Raw genomic sequence first — 17257 nt, 5'->3', positions numbered from 1 at the left:
CACCTACCGGGCCTTCGCCAGGGAAGCGGGTATTAGCCACGTGGCCGTCAACCTGCGCGCCGGCATTCGCGTGCAGGGCGCCGCCCACGTGCAGAACGTCAACGCTTATCACAGCCGTTTGCGTCAATGGCTGGGGCCGTTTCACGGCGTGGCGACGCGCTATCTGTCGAACTACCTGGGATGGCGCTGGATACTCGACGCCAGGCGCATTCGCTCCCCTGAAACGTTATTGAAGGCAACGCTGGGCGCCTTCCCACATCTAATGGTGACATAGCCTTATTTTTGCCGCCATTGCGGCGTGCGCCCGTTCGGCTGCGGCGATTCTCCCCGCATCGGCCCGTTCGTCGGCATCGGCGTCAACTGCCTCGATGACGCCTCGGCGGCCGAGCTGGCGCAAGTGCCTGTCACCTTTGTCGATGGCCGGCATGACGAGTGGGATGCGCCGCCGCAGGAAACGCGGCATCTGTAGTAGCAATCTAGAAATAGTTGTCTGCTACCCCGGAGTTTTCCTACGGAGCGACAAGTCGTGTCCCTATGGCTAAGCCCGACGCAGGCAGCGAGAATGGTCTCAACGGTGCAGCCAATGTTGAACCGGATGATTACGCAAATCAACCATAGGGGACACGACCATGACTTCGAACAGCAATGACAAATCGGGCAGCCAATCGGACAAACAGCAATCGGGCCAATCGGGCCAATCGGGCAGCCAGCAGTCGGACAAACAGTCCGGCACCCGCCAATCGTCGGGCGGCACCCAGGGCGGCACGCACGAGCAGCATGTCGAGGCAGGCCGCCAAAGCCACAAGAATGACGGCGACAAGCAATCGGGCTCGCAGCAATCGGGCCAACAGTCGGGCCAGCAATCGGGTTCCGGCACCGGCACGCGCGGCGGCACGCATGAGCAGCACGTGGAAGCGGGACGTCAAAGCCACAAGAATGACGACAAATCCTGATCCCGGTGGCATGGCCCGAGGCGCCTTTTTGATATGAAAGCACTGACGGCCATGCTGTGCGCCGGGCTGGGCATCGGCCTTGCCGCCTGCGGCGCCAGGAATACGGCATCAAACGTGGAGGCTCCGGGCGCACCGGCCGGGGTCTCCACGCGCGTGCTGGACGCGGCTGCCGACGCATTGCAAGCCCGGCCGCCGATTGCGGCGCTGAACGCCTATCTTGACGGTTTTCATTTCTATAATGGCAATCTGCGCGGCCAGATGGAAGCGCACCATTATTGCGCCATCGTCAATGAAGAGCTGATCCAGTGCGTGATCTACGATGGCAATGTCAAGGATGCCAAGCTGATGGGCGTCGAATACATCGTCAGTGCCAGGCTGTACGAAGGTTTGCCCGGGGCGGAAAAAACGCTGTGGCACAGCCATGTGCATGAAGTCAAATCAGGCCAGCTGATCGCTCCCGGCATTCCCGCCGTGGCCGAGAAGGCCTTGATGCAAAAACTCGTCACCACGTATGGCAAGACCTGGCATACCTGGCACACGGATGGACACAAGACCTTGCCCCTGGGCGTGCCGCAACTAATGATGGGTTTTACGGCCGATGGCCAGGCTGACGCCGCCATGGTTGCCGCGCGCGACCGCCGTTTCCGCATCGATTTGGCCGAAAAACGCCGCCAGCGGGCCGATATCGCCGCGCCAGCCATCATAGACGGGGCCGATGCCTGGCAGCACGGCACGACCATCCAGCTGGCCGACCCGACCGGAACGCAGCACGGTTCCTCATTACCACCGTCACCCTCCACGCACACGGCCGAACCCGCCGTTTCGCGTCCGGCCAGATAGCCGGCACGCGAAAGGCCGTTGTCTGGAACCGCATTCTGGGCGATAATGACGGCCATGAACGATACCACCACCTTACCCCCATTGCCCGATCGCCTGTCGATCGACCCTAGCAGCCCTTATCACGTTGCAGCCGTGTTCGAGAACGACGTCGGCATCCGCTTCAACGACAAGGAACGTCTTGACGTGGAAGAATATTGCATCAGCGAACGCTGGATCAAGGTCGCTTCCACCAAGTCGCTCGACCGCCGCGGCCGTCCGCTGCAGATCAAGCTCAAGGGCAAAGTCGAAGCGTTTTACCGCTAAGCAACACCTGCAGTTGTTCCTGCAGTTGTCATCGAGGCCGATTTTCATCGGCCTTTTTTGCGTCCGCCACTTTCCACTCACGCTTCGCTGGTAACCAGCCCCGCCGCAGCCGCCATGGGCAGCCACAGCATGGCGTCGGCCAGCACTTCGTCCGGCGCCCTGCCACTGGACTGCGCCGCCTGCCGCGCGCATTGCGGCAGCGGCGCGCGGCAGGCCAGCGCCTGCAGGCAGTAAAACTGCCATGGCTGCAACTCCTGCATGGCAAGCCGGTAATGCAGGCGCGAAATGGCGACAAAGGCAGGACTGGCATCCGGCTGGGCCGGCACGGCGTCGTCGGGCGCGGCTTGCGCCTGCTGCCAGTAGGCACACAGGGGGAACGACAGAGCCAGCAGCCGCGTGCACGGCGCCAGACGCCAGGCCGGTGCCATTCCCAACATCAAGTCGAGGCCGGAAGGCAACAGGGGGAGCGCCAGCTTTTCCAGCCCCGGCGCCCTGCCCGCCTCGCTGCGCGCCCGCTCCAGCTGCGCCAGTTCGACGGCAAAGCGCAAGGCGTCTCCCTGTGCCCCGGCGCCGCGCTGGCTGGCGGCGAGAAAGTCCGCGAAGCCGCCGCCCAGGTCATACAAGGTGGGAGAAGCGGACGGGTGGCGCCACACATAGGCGCGGGCAAAGAACGCGAACAGCTCGTCGCCCATCACCTTGCGCAAGACGGGATAGTCGGCCTGCAGGCATTCGAGCAGGCGCTGCACGTAGCCGTCCGCATGGATGTGCAGCGGCGCAGGTCCACCCCGCGTCCGTTTCAGCACTTGCTCCTGCGTCAGGCCGTAGCGCTCGCTGGCCAGCTGCGCGCCGTGCACGGCGCCGCCGGGCGCCGTCATGGCCGTCAGGAACCACGCCTGCAATTGCGCCAGCGGCAGGCCGTTACGGCGCATGGGCGGCCTCCAGGTGAAAGCCCGGCGGCGTGGAGACGGCGGCGGCAACCTTGGCTGGTGCGGCCTCCGCGAATTCGCCCCGCACCGCCGCGCGCGCCTTGTCCAGTTCGGCCAGCAGTTGCGGATACGGGGGAATCTCCGCATCCCATTCCAGCAGGGCCGACACGCCGCCCGTCAGCTGCTGCGCCAGCGCGTACAGGCGCCAGACGGCGGCCGGTACGGGCGCATCGTGGGTATCGATCAGCATCGCGCCGCAGACGGTCGGCCCGGCCAGATGGATCTGCACGATGTGGTCGTGCGGCAACTGGCGGATATAGGCAGCCGCGTCATAGCCGTGGTTATGCGCACTGACGTGGACATTATTAACGTCGAGCAATAGCCCGCAGCCGGTGTCCTCGGCCAGCCGTCCCAGGAATTCCCATTCCGGCATGCTGGACTGGGCAAACTCCACGTAGGTGCTGGGGTTTTCCAGGATCAGGGGACGGCCGAGGAATTCCTGCACCTGCCGCACGCGCGCGCCCACGTGGCGCAAGCTGGCCTCGTCCAGCGGCAGCGGCAGCAGGTCGTGGCTGTTGAGCGAGGCGGCGCCCGTCCAGCACAGGTGGTCGGAAATCCATGCGGGCCGGATCTCGGCGGCCAGCTGGCGCAGCTTGCGCAGGTAGGCCAGGCTCAGGGGATCGCTGCTGCCGATCGACAGCGACACGCCATGCATGACGATGGGCACTTGCGCCGCCGCCTGCTCGAGCACATGGCGCGCATAGCCGTGGTTGTCGATGAAATTCTCGCTGATGATCTCGAACCAGTCCACCTGCGGCCCGTGGCGCAGGATGTGTTCATAATGCGGCGGGCGCAGCCCCACGCCCAGGCCCAGGTTCGGCAGGCCCAGGCGCGGCCGCGCCTCGTGCAGGATGCCCCGCATCAGGTCGACGGCGGCAAGGCCAGGCGCAGGTCGGTGGGCGCCGGCGGCGCTCCCACCGGCGTGCCGCGCGCCGCCATCACCTTGCCGTAGGCTTCCCAGGCCTTGTCATAGACATTGTCGCCCAGCGTAAAGCTCATCGTCTGGCCCAGCGGCTTGCTGCGGTGCCCGGGTGCGGGGCCGAAATCGTACAGGGTCATGGTGGCGGGCTCGGGCGGTTCCTTGCCCGTGGTGTTCGGATACAGCTGCGAGGCCGAAATCGGCACGGCGCAGCCGCCGAAGCTCGCGCATTTGTTGTCGCTGGGCGCGCTGTAGACTTTATCGTCCGCAGGCGGGGGTGGCGGCACGTAACATGGCGAGCCCGGCGCTGCGGCGGCCTTGACCGAGTGGCCGCAGGACGATCCGCCCGTGTCGGCCTGGGCAAAGCCGCAGCCGCCCTGGGCGTGGCAGCCGTTCGAGCCGCGGCACGTGTGGTAGACGGCCAGCGCGGCGCAGGTGGACGATGCTTCGCCCCCGAGGTGCATGCCCTGGCAGGCGTGGTACAGCACGCTCTTGTCGGCCAGCGGCACGCCCGTCGCCAGGTTCGGCGCCTGGCCCAGCACGGCCCAGCAGATGGCCATGCGGTCGCCCGCGCCCACCATCGACGGATACGGGAAGTCCAGCTTCTGGTTCATCCAGTACTGGTCCAGCACGGAAGTGATGCCATAGATGGCGCCCGTGGCCACCGTGCTCAGCATTCCCAAGGTGCCGCTGGTATCCTTCAGGCGGTTCAGCGCGCCCGCCACGGCGGCCGGCGCGGGGATGTTCTTTGGTGCAGTGGCCGGGTTATAGCGCTCGTTGGTCAGCATGGCCTCGCTCCAGCGCTGGCCTTCCCTGTGCCAGCCGGCCCAGGTCTTCACGGGCAGCATGGACTTGACCTGGCCGAAGCGCTCGTAATGGTCGAACGGGGCGCTGTCGTGGCGCGCTTGGGCGTCGCGCGATTCGGCCTCCTTGCCATTGTTCGTGTAGGACGGGTAATCGCACTGCAAGGCGGCCAGGTCTTCGCGGTAATCGGGCTGCACGGCCATCAGCCGCTGCGCCGCGTCGCGGCGGTAGCGCTGGATGGCCGCTTCGCTGCCCTCACCCTGGTCCGTGATGGCCGCCATCATGTCGATGGCCTTGTTGAACGAGCCCGTCTGGCCACCATCCTGGTCTTGCGGGCCGAAGCAGGTGTCGAAGCGGGGAAATTCCGCCCGCGCATGGCCCTGGACACGGCTGTTGAACATGTCTTGCTGCACCGAGCCGTTGACGAACAGTTTTTGCCACAGGGTCTGGCCATCCGTGTATTCGATGCTGATGTAGCGCGCATAGCATTCGTACATGTAGCCGATGGTGCCGAACAGGGGCAGATCGTGCACGTGCTTGCCCGGCGTCCAACCCGGCAGCGGCACTTCCGGGAAGTATTTCGTGTGATCCTGGCTATCGAACTCGGCCAGCTGGGCACGGGCCTGCTGTTCCGGCTGCTCGATGGCGAGGAACAGGTCGCACTGGTTGTCGTTCAGTTCTTCCAGGTTGACGCGCACGTGGCGGTAGCCGGACGTGTCCTGCAAATCAACGATGTGCGGGATCACCGTGCAGTGCTCGCCGTAGCAGGTCCAGCCATGGTCCTGCGATTGCAGCTCCGACCCCGTGAAGCATGGCGCCGTGCCGATGGCCGTGGCCAGGTTGGCCGCCATCTGCAGGTGCAGCATTTCCTGGATGAAGACGCTGAAGATGATATTGAAGGCTTTCTGCTCGGCCAGTTCGGGGCGGGCCGTGGTGCCCATGCCCGGCCACTGGCGGCCTTCGTAATACGTGATGCCTTTCGAGTTGATCTGGTGCGTGCCCTGGATCGAATACATGGTCGCCATGTACAGGGGAATGGTGAACAGCTCCACGCTGACGGCCGCCTGGGCGATGGCGCGCACGGCCGCCGTGTCGGTGGCCAGCATGTCGAGCGGACGGTTGCCGATGGCGGGCTGGGTGCTTCCTAAAACGGGCATTTTCATTCTGTCTCTCCACAGGCTGGATGCGTTTCGGATATCGGGCCGGGCCACGCCATCTGCGTGCGCTGTTCACGGCAAAGAAATCATACGCCTGGGAAAGATACTTTTGCGGCAAGATTTATGCGCTGATCAAGGGTCAATACAGACCGCCTTACACCGTGAAAATAGGCGTTTTCAGCTGCCATTCGATGACAATTGAATAGAATCGGCAAAAGCTGTGCGTGTATAAGCGCCGCACCGGCAGGCGCCGGCGCGTCACTTTCATGGTGATAGTCAGGCGGCCGGCGGCGGCTGGAAGGCGCAAAAGCCGGGCCACTGCTCGCGGCTGTCGCATACTTTCAGACAACCTTTGTTGTCCTTGAATGTGGCGACGACCTTGATGGGAAAACCATATAGTGGCGTGGTGGCCAGGAAGGCGGATGAGCAGCTTTGCTCGTTGCTGAAGCGGAAAGTGATTTCTTCGCGGCGGCCCTTGCGCTCAAAGCTCAGCATGAAGGTTTCATTGCTGTTCCACTGCGCCTTGCCAGGCACGCGGAAGCGGTAGCGCGGGTTGCCCGGCTGCTGTCCATCCAGTTTTTGGCCAAAGACGCGGCTGCTCGCGGTGGCCGTCTCGACCTTGGCAACGGGATACACGATGCCAAAGATATAGGTGCCGGCAAACCCCTGGTCGAAGCCGAGTCCCTTCTGGTAAAACGGCACGACGATATGCGGCGCGCCCGTGTACTCGACGGTATTGCGGGCCGTCACGCGCGACGTCAGCTTGTCATCAGGCTCTTTGCCGAAGACCACGTCCAGTTCCAGCAAGGCTTGCTGCTTGTCGATATCTTGCGCCAGATAATCCTTGGGGAACATTTCTCCGTGCACGCAGCCGGCCAGCAAGGAGGCGGCGAAGCAGCCGGCGATCAGTTTGGATATTGTCATGGCTGTTTCCCTTCCGGCGGCGCGGAAATGAGGCCCAGCCCCGTCACTTGCAAGCCGTTCTTGCCTTGTTTCCATTGAAATTGCTGGCCGAACCAGGCCAGCTCCAGTTCGCGCCGGATGCGGATCGAATCCGTGCGGCCCTGGCCCGCCTTGATGGCGGCGCCCGCCTGCGCGGAAGCGGCCTCCGACAAGGGTTTGAGCCACCGTTGATAGGTATCGGGCGGCAAGGCCAGCACGCCGGCGACGCCGTCGTCGCGCGTGGCGACGATGATGCCCACCTTCGTCAGCGCATTCGTCAGATAGGCGCCGCGCCGCCCATCGGGCGAGACGGAAACCAGCATGGCACGCGGATAGTCGCCGCTGACGTTGCCCGGCACGTCAAACCACAGCAGTTCGCCCGTGCCCGTATCGAGCGCGCGGCCGTCGCGGGGAAACAGCAGCATCTCGGGACGGCCAGGCTGCGGCACGCCCCATTCGGGATCGCGTTCCGTGCGCACCATGTTGTCGCGCTGCAATGGACTGATGGGGCGCATCAGCGGTTCGCCATTCTGCACGCCGATCAGTATCGTGCCCTGGCCCGTATAGCCCTTGGTAAAGGCCAGCAGCATGGGCTGGCCTTCGCGCGTGGCCTTGATGGGCCGCACTTCCACCACTTCGCGCGCGCCGCCGGGCCAGTAGCCGTGCCGGCGGAAAGACAAGGTGACGAGAGCGTCGTAACGGCCATTCGTGACGGCAAAATCGCCGTATTGCCTGACCACCGGCATGTTGGGCGTCTGCGCCTGTGCGGCGGGCCAGACGGCGGCAAGCAGGCTGGCGGTGGCCGCCAGGCGGCATAAAGAGAGGGACAGCATGGCATCCTGTGTAGGTCGCACTGGGCGAAGAATCAGAATTCTAAACGATTCCTCGTCAGCAACACTGCCCAATTGAAAACATCAACGGCGCTGGATTTCGATCAGCTCGATCTCGAACAGTTTCGGCCACAGTTTGCCCGTGACAAACAAGCGCTTGCCCCGTGCATCCCAGGCGATGCCGTTGAGCACGGCATCGGGATTGGCCGTGCCCCGCTGTTCCGGCGGCAGCAAGCCCGTCAGGTCGATCCAGCCGACAACCTCGCCGCTGGCCGGATCGATGCGGGCGATCACGTCCGCGCCCCACACATTGGCGTACAGCTCGCCATCGACCATTTCCAGTTCGTTCAGGCGCTCGATGGGTCGGCCCTCGGCCTTCACCTCGAAGCGGCGCACCTCGGCCAGGGTTTTCGGATTGAGCACGCGGATGGCGGAACTGCCGTCGCTCATGTAGACGAATTTGCCATCGCTGGCCAGGCCCCAGCCTTCGCCCTGGTAGCTGAAGGTGCGCTTGAGCTTGAAGGTTTTCTGGTCGAAGACATAACCGGTCTTCGACACCCAGGTCAGGCCCAGGATTTCATCGCCCACGTCCGTGATGCCTTCGCCGAACACTTTTTTGTCGAGCATGCTTTTCTGCAGGACCTTGCCCGTCGTCAATTCCACCTTGCGCAGCGAAGACTGGCCGTTCTGGCCCGTGCTTTCATACAGATGACCATCCTTGAACAGCAAGCCCTGGGTAAATGCCTGAGGGTCGTGCGGATAGGTATTCTTGACGAAATAGCCATACACGGGAATGGCGGCCTGGGCATAGCCCATTTCACTCATCAGACCCACCGTGCATAACAATCCCAGCAGCAGCGAGCCTGCCGTGCGTTTCAGTCTGGTTTTACCTGTGTTCTTCATATGCTTGGCGGTGGTTGGCGAGCGGCTATTGTAATCGCCCGGGCTGCGCCATGCGCGCCCTGACGAGCTCGAGCCAGGCGCGGGCGGCAAACGACAGCCGCCCTCCGCGGCGCCAGGCGAGCATCAGATTCCACTCCACGGGCGGGCCATCGAGGGGAATGACTGTAAATTGCGTTTGATCCAGGGTATCGCAATACATCTTCGGCAGCAGGCAGATGCCCACGCCCAGCCTGACCAGCGAGGCAATGAAATCCCACTGCCCGCTGCGGCCCGTGATGCGCGGGGCGAAACCGGCCCGCTGGCAGGCATCGAGCACGATGTCGTTCAGGGCAAACGCGGCGCCGTAGAAAATGAAGGGACTGTCGGCCAGCTCGGCCAGGGCCACGTTATCGCGTCCCTGCCACGGCGAGCCGGGCGCGGCCAGCAGGCACAGCGGCGAGCGCACGAGGGGCAAGGCTTCGAAATCCTGCCAGGTGGCCGCATTGCCCGGGTAATCGAGCATGGTGCCCAGCTCCACCGTGCCGGTGCGCAAGTCGCGCTCGATCGCTTGCGTGCCGCTTTCATACATCTTCAGCTCGATACCGGGATAGCGCTGGTGGTATTCGGCCAGCCACGGCGCCAGGGTCGAGTGCGTTTGCGGTGACACGCCGACTCTCAGTTCCCCCCGTTCCAGATGTTGCAAGTCGCGCAATTCCACCTTCAGTTCCGCGTGCAGGGCCAGCAATTCATGCGCGCGCGACAGCACCACCTTGCCCGCGTCCGTCAGGGTAAAACGCTTGCCCGCGCGGTCCAGCAAGGTCAGGTCCAGCGACTGTTCCAGCTGGGCGATCATCTTGCTGACGGTGGGTTGCGTCACGTGCAGCTTGGCGGCCGCGCGCGTAAAACTGTTTTGCTCGACCACTTCGACGAAGTAGCGCAGGGAGCGGATATCCATGATGCATTCCAAATTCGAATGATAATCATGAGTTTAAGTCATTTTATCTTTTGATGCGGGATCCCTACAATGAAACCTTTCCCCTGCCGCTTGAAAGCCTGCCGTGAAAGCCGTCCCTTATTCCAGCACCGCCCCACTCTCCATCCCTGCCTGGCGCCAGCCCGCGCAGACCGTGTGGCAAGTGGGCATCTTGATCGCCGCCTGGTGGCTGGCCGACGAGGCCGCCTCCGCCCTGCACCTGCCATTTTCCGGCGGCGTCGTGGGCCTGTTCGTGCTCGTCGCCTTGCTGCTGGCAGGCTGGGTGCGGCCTGCCGCCATCGAACTGGGCGCGAACTGGCTGCTGGCCAATATGCTGCTGTTCTTTATCCCGCTGGTCGTGTCCATGGTGCAATTTACGCAGCTGTTGAAGTCACAGGGTGTGATGCTGTTCGTGAATATCGGCCTGGGCTTTGCCAGTGTGATGCTGGCCACGGCCTTCACCGTGGAATGGGTGTGCCGCCATGAACGCAGCTTGCGCCTGAAAAAACTGCTGCGCCAGCGCATAACCCGGGCGCAAGCATGAATACCGTGCTCCTGCCCCTGCTGTTCTTGCTGCTGACCCTGGTGCTGTTCTACGCCAACCAGGCGCTGCATCGCCGCCATCCGTATTTTTTGCTCACACCCGCCATCTGCACCTCGGCGTTACTGATCATCATCGTGCAGGCAACCTCGACGCCGTTCGCCACGTATTTCGGCGAGACGCGCTGGCTGCCGTGGCTGCTGGGACCGGCCACCATCGCCTTTGCGCTACCTATCTTCCAGGAGCGCAAGCTGATCCGCAAGCACTGGCTGGCCCTGTCGCTGGGCAGCTGCGCCGGCATCGTCGCATCGGTCGCCGCCACCTTGCTGCTGGACCGGGTCCTGGGCGTGCATGGCGACATGGCGCGCAGCCTGCTGGCCAGATCTGTCTCGACGCCGTTCGCGCTGGAAGCGTCGCGCCACATGGGCGGCTCGGCACAGCTGACGGGCATCTTCGTCGTCATGACGGGCCTGTTCGGCCTGATGCTGGGCAAACCGCTGCTGAAACTGCTGCCCTTGCGCATGCGCATCGCCCGTGGCGCCCCGTATGGCGCCGCCGCGCACGGCTTTGGCCTGTCCGTGGCGCGCCGGGTGGGCACGGAAGAAGGCGCCGTGGCCAGCCTGACGATGATTTTCTCGGGCGTCGTGACGGTGCTGCTGGCGCCGCTGCTGGGCAGATTATTGGGCTAGGGTTCCCTCGGCGCGATTGCGCCAGCTCAAAGCGGCAAGTGCGGGTTGGGCGATAGTGTGCGGAGTCCCGTTCGCTCACCCTGCCGGAAACCCTATGGCAAGCACATCCAATCCAGGGTCGCAGGCCCTGCAAGTCGACTATTTTTCCGCCAGCGACCAGTTCCTGTTTACACAGACGGCCGCCAATCTGCTGGAGCAGCAGGCCAATCTCGACCTTGACGCGCAAGTCGATGCCGGCCTGGCCTACTAGGTCAGCCGGTTCCAGTCGCAAATGAAGAGCCGGGCGATGACCACCGGCGACCGCATCCTGCCCGCCTACATCGGTTTGCTGAGCCGGGCGACGGCCTTTGCCGCACTATGGAACGCCGCCTACCAGCTGCAACGGCCGCGGCTGGCGCAAGCGGCGCAGGATGGCGCCACGCGGGCCGACCTCGCGCAGGTTTTCCAGCAGCTGGCGGCGCAATCGGGACACATCAACCAGCAGGCCCAGGCGCTGACGGGTGACATGCGCGTCATCGCCGGCGAACTGGCGCCGCTCAACGCGGGCTTCAACACGGCGCTGTCAGCACCATCGCCGCCCTGGGCGCCGCTGCCAGCGCATCATCGGCCAGCATCGACCAGCTGAAGGCCGCCATCAACACGAATATCGCCGATATCGTCGCCGGCGCCAACAAGACGGGCGCTGCCGTCACGGAATTGATCGTCAAGACCATGACCACCATCAGCGATGCCCAGGGCGATGCCAAGGCTGACAGCGGCGATGCCGCGCCATCGGGCGACTTCGTGGTGCAAGGCATCGATGCGGCGGAACAGGGCGTGGCCGAAACGGCCCAGGCCCGCGCGGCCCTGAACGCCAACAATGCGCTGCTGGCCAGCGCCTATCAGCAGCTGGCCGGCGCCAATGCGCTGGCGGCCGTGGCCAAGGTGGTGCAAGTACAGAACAGCCAGTTCAGCAGCGCCTTTCACAACGCACTCGATACGGCCCAGGTGCTGGCCGAGGACTGGGGCCAGTCGCCGCAAGCACCGCCAGCGACGGGCGTCAGCGCCGGTCTGGCCGCCTTTGCCGATGCCGTCGCCGGCATAGCCAGCAGCGCCGACGCCGAAACGCTGGGCGGGCAGCTCGACTACGCCAACACGGCGTGGCAGTTGCTGCCCGCCAGCTTGGCGCCGCTGGAGCAAGCCATGACAGGCGCTTCCTGAACGGCGCGCCACCGCTTGTTTATCCGACCGCCCACACAATGAACCATCCGACCAGGAGCCGCGCATGTCGAATCAAAACCAGGCAGCACAAGGCATCAGCACCGCCAACAAATCGCAGTGTTCACAAGCGTTGCTGATACAAACCTACGCCAACAGCATCAACGAGCAGCCCAGCGTGGATTTTTCGGGTGACGCCAATTTGCTGAAATACCAGTCGCAAATCAACGATGGCCTGAGCCAGGCGCAAACCCACGCCACGGCCTACCTGAATGTCATCCAGCCCGCGATCATTGCCAATATCGCCAATATCGGCAATTACTACGCGCTCAACAATGCCGTGCTGACGGCCTTGCCAACCGGCTCGACCGAGGCGCAATGGATCGCCACCCTGACGGCGCTGCAACAGCAATCCCAGCAATACCAGACGGCCGCGAATGGCGTCGTCAGCGCCCTGCAGACCTTGCACGACAACCTGACCACGGATTCCGCCTCGTTTTCCGCCACCGTCAGCGACTTGAACGCGGCCGTGAATGGCGACAATGGCGTGCTCAATTCCATCAACAGCCAGCTCAGTACCATCCAGGGGCAGATCGACGGCGCCATTGCCGGCACCGTGCTGAGCGGGCTGGCCATCGTGGGCGGCACCTTCATGGTCGTCGTCGGCGGCGTGGCCGATTTCGTCACGGCAGGCACGTCGACGCCGCTCGTGGTGGCCGGTGTTGCCGTCGTGGCCGCCGGCATAGGCGGCGAAGTGGCGTCGGCCATCACCTTGAAAAACCTCAACGATGAAAAGGCAACCCTGCTGGGACAGGAAGCGTCGCTGACGGCCGAAGTCAAGCTGGCCACCGGCATCAGCAGCGGCTATGCCAGCCTGTCGAACCAGGTGCAGGCAGCCGTGCAATCGGCTACCCAGATGGAAAACGCGTGGGAATTTCTCAGCAGCGACCTCGGCAGCCTGATCAGCGACCTGCAGCAAGGCATACAAGACACGGACACCATCCGCACCCTGTTCCTGACGGCCGCCAACACGGAAATGCAGGCCGTCACTACAGACATCACCACCATCAAGGGCCAGATGACGGGCGTCACCAGCATCGTCGCGCCCAAGGGCCAGACGGTGGGCGAAGCGGCCGTTGCCGCGGCGGCGTGAGCGCCATGGCCAGCCTGCTGACGCAAACCCTCGCCAACCTGCTGGCCGCGCAGCAGCAGATCGCGGTCCTCGGTGGCTTGCCGCCAGCCGCCCAGCAGATCCAGGCCGGCTGCAACGCCTTGATCCAGCCCATGGTGACGCAGACGCGCGCGCTGCAACACGATGTTGCCGCCTTCGTCCAGACGGCAACGCCACAGCTTGCGCAAGTACAAAGCATGCTGTCGGCGCAAGCGCCGCTGCCCGATATCAAGGCGGCGATGTCGGCCCTGCAGCAGCAGGCACAGCAGCTACAAGGCACGGCCAACGGCACGGCCGGCACGCTGACGGCGCAAACGGCGCAATTGATGGGCTATTTCAACCAGCTTACCGGTGTCGAAGCGGGCTTGCAAAGCCAGGTCACGGCCTTGCAGGGGCAACTGGGCGACGCGCAAAGCGAACTCGATGCGGCGCAGAAGCGCTATTACTATCTGCTGGCGCTGGGTCCGTTCGGCCTCGTCGGCCTGGCCGTGGCCCTGGGCCTGTACTTGAAATGGAAGTCCGATGTCAGCGACCTGCAAGGCCAGATCGGCGGCTTGAACGGCCAGATCGGCGCCTTCAATGGCATGAAGACGGCGTGCCAGCAGCTGGGCACGGATTGCCAGGGTCTCGCCGCCAGCATTTCAGGCGTGCGCAACGCCGTCAATTTTCTCGTCAGCGACTTGCTCGAAGTCAGCGGCGACCTGGACGCGGGCGATGCCGCTGTCGTCATTGCCCTGATGGCGACGGCCGCCAGCACGGAACTGGCCACCCTGGGCACGGATGCGGCTTGCACCGCCTGGCACCCGTTGCCTGCAGGGACTGACGGCACGGGCGTTTATCGGGGATAATACGTCTTTCCCCTTGCCAGCACCCGCGCCACGATGAAATACCCCGCAGTTCAGCCTTTCAGCGATATCCTGCCCCGCTTGAGCGAGTTCGATGCCATCATCGATGTGCGCAGCCCGTCCGAATTCGCGGAAGACCACTTGCCGGGCGCCGTCAACCTGCCCGTGCTCGACGACGAACAGCGCGTACGCGTGGGCACCTTATATAAACAGACGAACGCCTTCGAAGCGAAGAAGCTGGGCGCGGCGCTGGTGGCGAAGAATATCGCGCGGCATATCGAAGACGGTTTTCTCGGCCACCCGCAGCACTGGAAACCGCTCATCTACTGCTGGCGCGGCGGCAACCGCAGCGGCGCCATGGCGCATATCCTCGCACGCATCGGCTGGCCCGTCACGCAACTCGAAGGCGGCTACAAGGATTACCGCCGCCACGTGAACGCCGAGCTGGCCACCCTGCCCGAGCGCTTCGACTTCATCAACGTGCTGTGCGGCCCCACGGGCAGCGGCAAGAGCCGCTTGCTGCAAGTACTGGATAGACAAGGCGCGCAAGTGATCGACCTGGAGCAATTGGCGGCCCACCGCGGTTCCGTGCTGGGCGGCTTGCCCGAGGAAAACCAGCCATCGCAAAAAGCGTTTGAAAGCGCGCTGTGGCAGCAACTGCGCATTTTCGACCCGCAGCAGCCCGTGTTCATCGAATCGGAAAGCAAGAAAGTGGGCCGCTTGCGCGTGCCCGATGCGCTGATGGACAAGATGCGCGCGGCCGATTGCACGGACGTGCGCCTGGCCACGGACCAGCGCGTGCAATTGCTGATGCAAGACTATGAACATTTCGTCGGCGACCCGGCCCGCCTGAACGTGCAGCTGGCCCTGCTGACGCAGTTGCATGGCAAGGAGAAAATTGCCCACTGGCAGCAGCTGGCCACATCGGGCCGCATGGCCGAGCTGGTGGAAGAATTGCTGGTCCAGCATTACGACCCCGTCTACCGGCAATCGATCGCCCGCAACTTCAGCCGCTACGCCCAGGCGACGCCGCTGGTGCTGCCCGATATTTCAGAACATGCCTTTGAGCAAGCCGCGCGTGCATTATGTGCTATCGTCGGCGACAACCGGACCGCCAGCGCCGCGTGATGCCTGGCTTGCCACCCAATTACCTATTTCAGCAGGATGAAGACCATGTCCGATAGCGCAGCAACAGCCAATACACCGATCCGATTGACCGAATTTGCCCATGGCGGCGGCTGCGGCTGCAAAATTGCGCCGGGCGTGCTGGCCGACATTTTAAAAGGCAGCGGCGGCTTTCCCCTGCCAAAGGAATTGCTGGTCGGCATAGAAACCTCGGATGACGCGGCCGTCTACCAGCTCAACGACGAGCAGGCGCTGATCGCCACGACGGATTTCTTCATGCCCATCGTCGACGATCCGTTCGACTTCGGCCGCATCGCCGCCACGAACGCCATTTCCGACGTGTACGCCATGGGCGGCACGCCCATCATGGCGCTGGCCCTGGTCGGCATGCCGATCAACAAGCTGCCCGTGGAAACCATCGGCCTCATCTTGAAAGGCGGCGAAACCATCTGCGCCCAGGCCGGCATCCCCATCGCGGGCGGCCACACCATCGATTCCATCGAGCCGATCTATGGCCTCGTCGTGCTGGGCCTGGTCCACCCTTCGCAGGTGAAACGCAATGCGGGCGCGCGCGCCGGCGACAAACTGGTGTTGGGCAAGCCGATCGGCGTGGGCATCTTGTCGGCCGCGCTGAAGAAGAATGCACTCGATGCGGGCGGTTACGCTTCCCTGATCGACAACACCACCAAATTGAATACCCCGGGCAAGAAACTGGCCCTGCTCGATGGCGTGCATGCGCTGACGGATGTGACCGGTTTCGGCTTGCTGGGCCACGCGCTGGAACTGGCGCGCGGCGCGAAGTTGCAGGCGCGTATCGCCATGGATGCCGTGCCGCTGCTGCCGCAAGTGCAGCAACTGGCGCAAAACGGCAACATCACGGGCGCCTCCGGCCGCAACTGGCAGGGATATGGCGCGCAAGTGGCGCTGGCCGACAAGCTGAGCGCCATCGACAAGGCGATTTTGACGGACCCGCAAACGGCCGGCCCCCTGCTGGTGGCCTGCGCGCCGGAAGCCGTCGAGCAAGTGCTGGCGATTTTCCGCGCAGAAGGTTTTGCCGACGCCACGGTGATTGGCGACGTGCTGGAAGGCACGACCGGGGTTTCCGTCATCTAACGAACAAATTTTTTTGCAAAGGCATTCCCATGACCACGTTCTCCAACTCATTTTCCAAATTCCCCGCCATCCTGGCCACCGTCGCCGCCACCTTGGCCATCCATAGCGGTCTGGCGCAGGCGCAGCAAGTGCTGCGCGTGTCTGCCATTCCCGACGAAGCGCCGACGGAATTGCAGCGCAAGTTCAAGCCGCTGGGCAGCTACCTGGAGAAAAAGCTGGGCATGAAGGTGGAATTTACGCCCGTCACCGATTATGCGGCGTCGGTGGAGGGCTTGATCAATAACAAGCTCGACATGGTCTGGTTCGGCGGTTTTACCTTCGTGCAAGCGAACGTGCGCAGCGGCGGCAAGATCGTCCCGCTGGTGCAGCGCGAGGAAGACACGAAGTTCCGCTCGGTTTTTGTGACCACCAGCAAGGACATCAATCAGCTGTCCGACCTGAAGGGCAAGAATTTCACGTTCGGCTCGGAATCGTCGACCTCGGGCCACTTGATGCCGCGCTACTACTTGCTGGCCGCCAAGATCAACCCGGACACGGACATGAAGCGCATCGCGTTTTCCGGCGCGCATGACGCCACCGTGGCGGCAGTGGCCGGCGGCAAGGTCGATGCGGGCACCTTGAACATTTCTGTTTGGGAAAAACTGGTCGAAGCGAAAAAGGTCGACCCAAGCAAGGTGCGCGTGTTCTACACGACGCCAGGCTACTACGATTACAACTGGAGCGTGCGCGCCGACATGAACCCCGCCGTGCGCAAGAAACTGACGGACGCCTTCCTGGCACTGGACCCATCGACGGCCGAAGGCAAGGAAATCCTCGAACTGCAGCGCGCCACCAGGTTCATCCCGACCAAGGCCGAGAACTACAAGGACATCGAAGCGGCCGCGCGCGATGCGAAGCTGTTGAAGTAACTTTATTGCCGAACCTGTCGGATTACGTCCTGCGGACTAATCCGACCTACGCTGCTGTGTCGGATTACGCGGCTTCACC

Annotated in this window: 21 protein-coding genes and 1 pseudogene; 15 read left to right on the top strand and 7 right to left on the bottom strand. The window is 63.7% G+C overall.

The features are described from left to right. The 5 genes and pseudogenes from ACQ4WO_RS12330 to ACQ4WO_RS12310 all read left to right on the top strand — a co-directional run. Nucleotides 1-274: pseudogene (locus ACQ4WO_RS12330) on the top strand (IS1595 family transposase); the annotation flags it as partial. A gap of 24 nt (nt 275-298) precedes the next feature. Further along, nucleotides 299-469 (top strand): hypothetical protein, encoded by a 171-nt coding sequence (locus tag ACQ4WO_RS12325; RefSeq protein WP_436481683.1) that lies wholly within the window; start codon nt 299-301, stop codon nt 467-469. A 160-nt stretch (nt 470-629) separates the two neighbouring features. Beyond that, on the top strand, nt 630-953 hold the full coding sequence (locus ACQ4WO_RS12320; protein WP_436481681.1) for a hypothetical protein: 324 nt from the start codon (nt 630-632) through the stop codon (nt 951-953). Nucleotides 954-986: 33 nt separating this feature from the next. After that, nucleotides 987-1793, top strand: a complete 807-nt coding sequence (locus tag ACQ4WO_RS12315; RefSeq protein ID WP_436481680.1) for an OBAP family protein — start codon at nt 987-989, stop codon at nt 1791-1793. 54 nt (nt 1794-1847) lie between these two features. Continuing rightward, a complete protein-coding gene (locus ACQ4WO_RS12310) occupies nt 1848-2096 on the top strand; it encodes a DUF3297 family protein (protein WP_010398340.1) in 249 nt (82 codons plus the stop codon). 77 nt (nt 2097-2173) lie between these two features. Here the strand turns inward: ACQ4WO_RS12310 and ACQ4WO_RS12305 are convergent, their stop codons facing one another. The 7 genes from ACQ4WO_RS12305 to ACQ4WO_RS12275 all read right to left on the bottom strand — a co-directional run bounded on the left by ACQ4WO_RS12305 (nt 2174) and on the right by ACQ4WO_RS12275 (nt 9571). Beyond that, complete coding sequence (locus tag ACQ4WO_RS12305) at nt 2174-3025, bottom strand: HvfC/BufC family peptide modification chaperone (RefSeq protein WP_436481679.1); 852 nt, start codon at nt 3023-3025, stop codon at nt 2174-2176. Continuing rightward, nucleotides 3015-3944, bottom strand: coding sequence for an MNIO family bufferin maturase (bufB, locus tag ACQ4WO_RS12300; RefSeq protein ID WP_436481677.1), 930 nt, complete (start codon nt 3942-3944; stop codon nt 3015-3017). The genes ACQ4WO_RS12305 and bufB overlap by 11 nt, the downstream gene beginning before the upstream one ends. Further along, nucleotides 3944-5968, bottom strand: coding sequence for a ferritin-like domain-containing protein (locus ACQ4WO_RS12295; RefSeq protein ID WP_436481676.1), 2025 nt, complete (start codon nt 5966-5968; stop codon nt 3944-3946). The genes bufB and ACQ4WO_RS12295 overlap by 1 nt, the downstream gene beginning before the upstream one ends. 270 nt (nt 5969-6238) lie before the next feature. Continuing rightward, nucleotides 6239-6886: a hypothetical protein gene (locus ACQ4WO_RS12290; protein WP_436481675.1), complete on the bottom strand. Its 648-nt coding sequence runs from the start codon at nt 6884-6886 to the stop codon at nt 6239-6241. Further along, nucleotides 6883-7737, bottom strand: a complete 855-nt coding sequence (locus ACQ4WO_RS12285) for a hypothetical protein (protein ID WP_436481674.1) — start codon at nt 7735-7737, stop codon at nt 6883-6885. Before ACQ4WO_RS12285 ends, ACQ4WO_RS12290 begins: the two co-directional genes overlap by 4 nt. Before the next feature lie 81 nt (nt 7738-7818). Then, entirely contained in the window at nt 7819-8637 is an 819-nt protein-coding gene (locus ACQ4WO_RS12280; protein WP_436481673.1) for a glutaminyl-peptide cyclotransferase, read from the bottom strand. 25 nt (nt 8638-8662) lie between these two features. Further along, on the bottom strand, nt 8663-9571 hold the full coding sequence (locus ACQ4WO_RS12275; protein WP_436481672.1) for a LysR family transcriptional regulator: 909 nt from the start codon (nt 9569-9571) through the stop codon (nt 8663-8665). Between the two features lie 103 nt (nt 9572-9674). On the opposite strand from ACQ4WO_RS12275, the gene ACQ4WO_RS12270 reads away from it, so the two are divergent. From ACQ4WO_RS12270 to ACQ4WO_RS12225, 10 genes are all read left to right on the top strand, one after another. Next, complete coding sequence (locus tag ACQ4WO_RS12270) at nt 9675-10133, top strand: CidA/LrgA family protein (RefSeq protein ID WP_436481670.1); 459 nt, start codon at nt 9675-9677, stop codon at nt 10131-10133. After that, entirely contained in the window at nt 10130-10819 is a 690-nt protein-coding gene (locus ACQ4WO_RS12265) for an LrgB family protein (RefSeq protein WP_436481669.1), read from the top strand. The genes ACQ4WO_RS12270 and ACQ4WO_RS12265 overlap by 4 nt, the downstream gene beginning before the upstream one ends. A 94-nt stretch (nt 10820-10913) precedes the next feature. Then, entirely contained in the window at nt 10914-11069 is a 156-nt protein-coding gene (locus ACQ4WO_RS12260) for a hypothetical protein (protein WP_436481668.1), read from the top strand. A gap of 36 nt (nt 11070-11105) precedes the next feature. Beyond that, nucleotides 11106-11444, top strand: coding sequence for a hypothetical protein (locus tag ACQ4WO_RS12255; protein ID WP_436481667.1), 339 nt, complete (start codon nt 11106-11108; stop codon nt 11442-11444). A gap of 86 nt (nt 11445-11530) precedes the next feature. Then, entirely contained in the window at nt 11531-12019 is a 489-nt protein-coding gene (locus ACQ4WO_RS12250; RefSeq protein WP_436481666.1) for a hypothetical protein, read from the top strand. A 64-nt stretch (nt 12020-12083) separates the two neighbouring features. Beyond that, nucleotides 12084-13169: an HBL/NHE enterotoxin family protein gene (locus ACQ4WO_RS12245; RefSeq protein ID WP_436481665.1), complete on the top strand. Its 1086-nt coding sequence runs from the start codon at nt 12084-12086 to the stop codon at nt 13167-13169. A 5-nt stretch (nt 13170-13174) separates the two neighbouring features. Then, nucleotides 13175-14035: a hypothetical protein gene (locus ACQ4WO_RS12240; RefSeq protein ID WP_436481664.1), complete on the top strand. Its 861-nt coding sequence runs from the start codon at nt 13175-13177 to the stop codon at nt 14033-14035. 33 nt (nt 14036-14068) lie between these two features. Continuing rightward, complete coding sequence (gene mnmH / locus ACQ4WO_RS12235) at nt 14069-15160, top strand: tRNA 2-selenouridine(34) synthase MnmH (protein ID WP_436481663.1); 1092 nt, start codon at nt 14069-14071, stop codon at nt 15158-15160. Nucleotides 15161-15205: 45 nt separating this feature from the next. Next, nucleotides 15206-16270, top strand: a complete 1065-nt coding sequence (gene selD / locus ACQ4WO_RS12230) for a selenide, water dikinase SelD (RefSeq protein ID WP_436481662.1) — start codon at nt 15206-15208, stop codon at nt 16268-16270. A gap of 29 nt (nt 16271-16299) precedes the next feature. Beyond that, a complete protein-coding gene (locus ACQ4WO_RS12225) occupies nt 16300-17178 on the top strand; it encodes a putative selenate ABC transporter substrate-binding protein (protein WP_436481661.1) in 879 nt (292 codons plus the stop codon). The last annotated feature ends 79 nt before the right edge of the window (nt 17179-17257 follow it).

Source organism: Janthinobacterium aestuarii (assembly GCF_051380835.1).
Classification (GTDB): domain Bacteria; phylum Pseudomonadota; class Gammaproteobacteria; order Burkholderiales; family Burkholderiaceae_D; genus Janthinobacterium; species Janthinobacterium aestuarii.
Note: the sequence above shows the minus strand (reverse complement) of the source record. Positions and strands in the feature narration are given on the sequence as shown.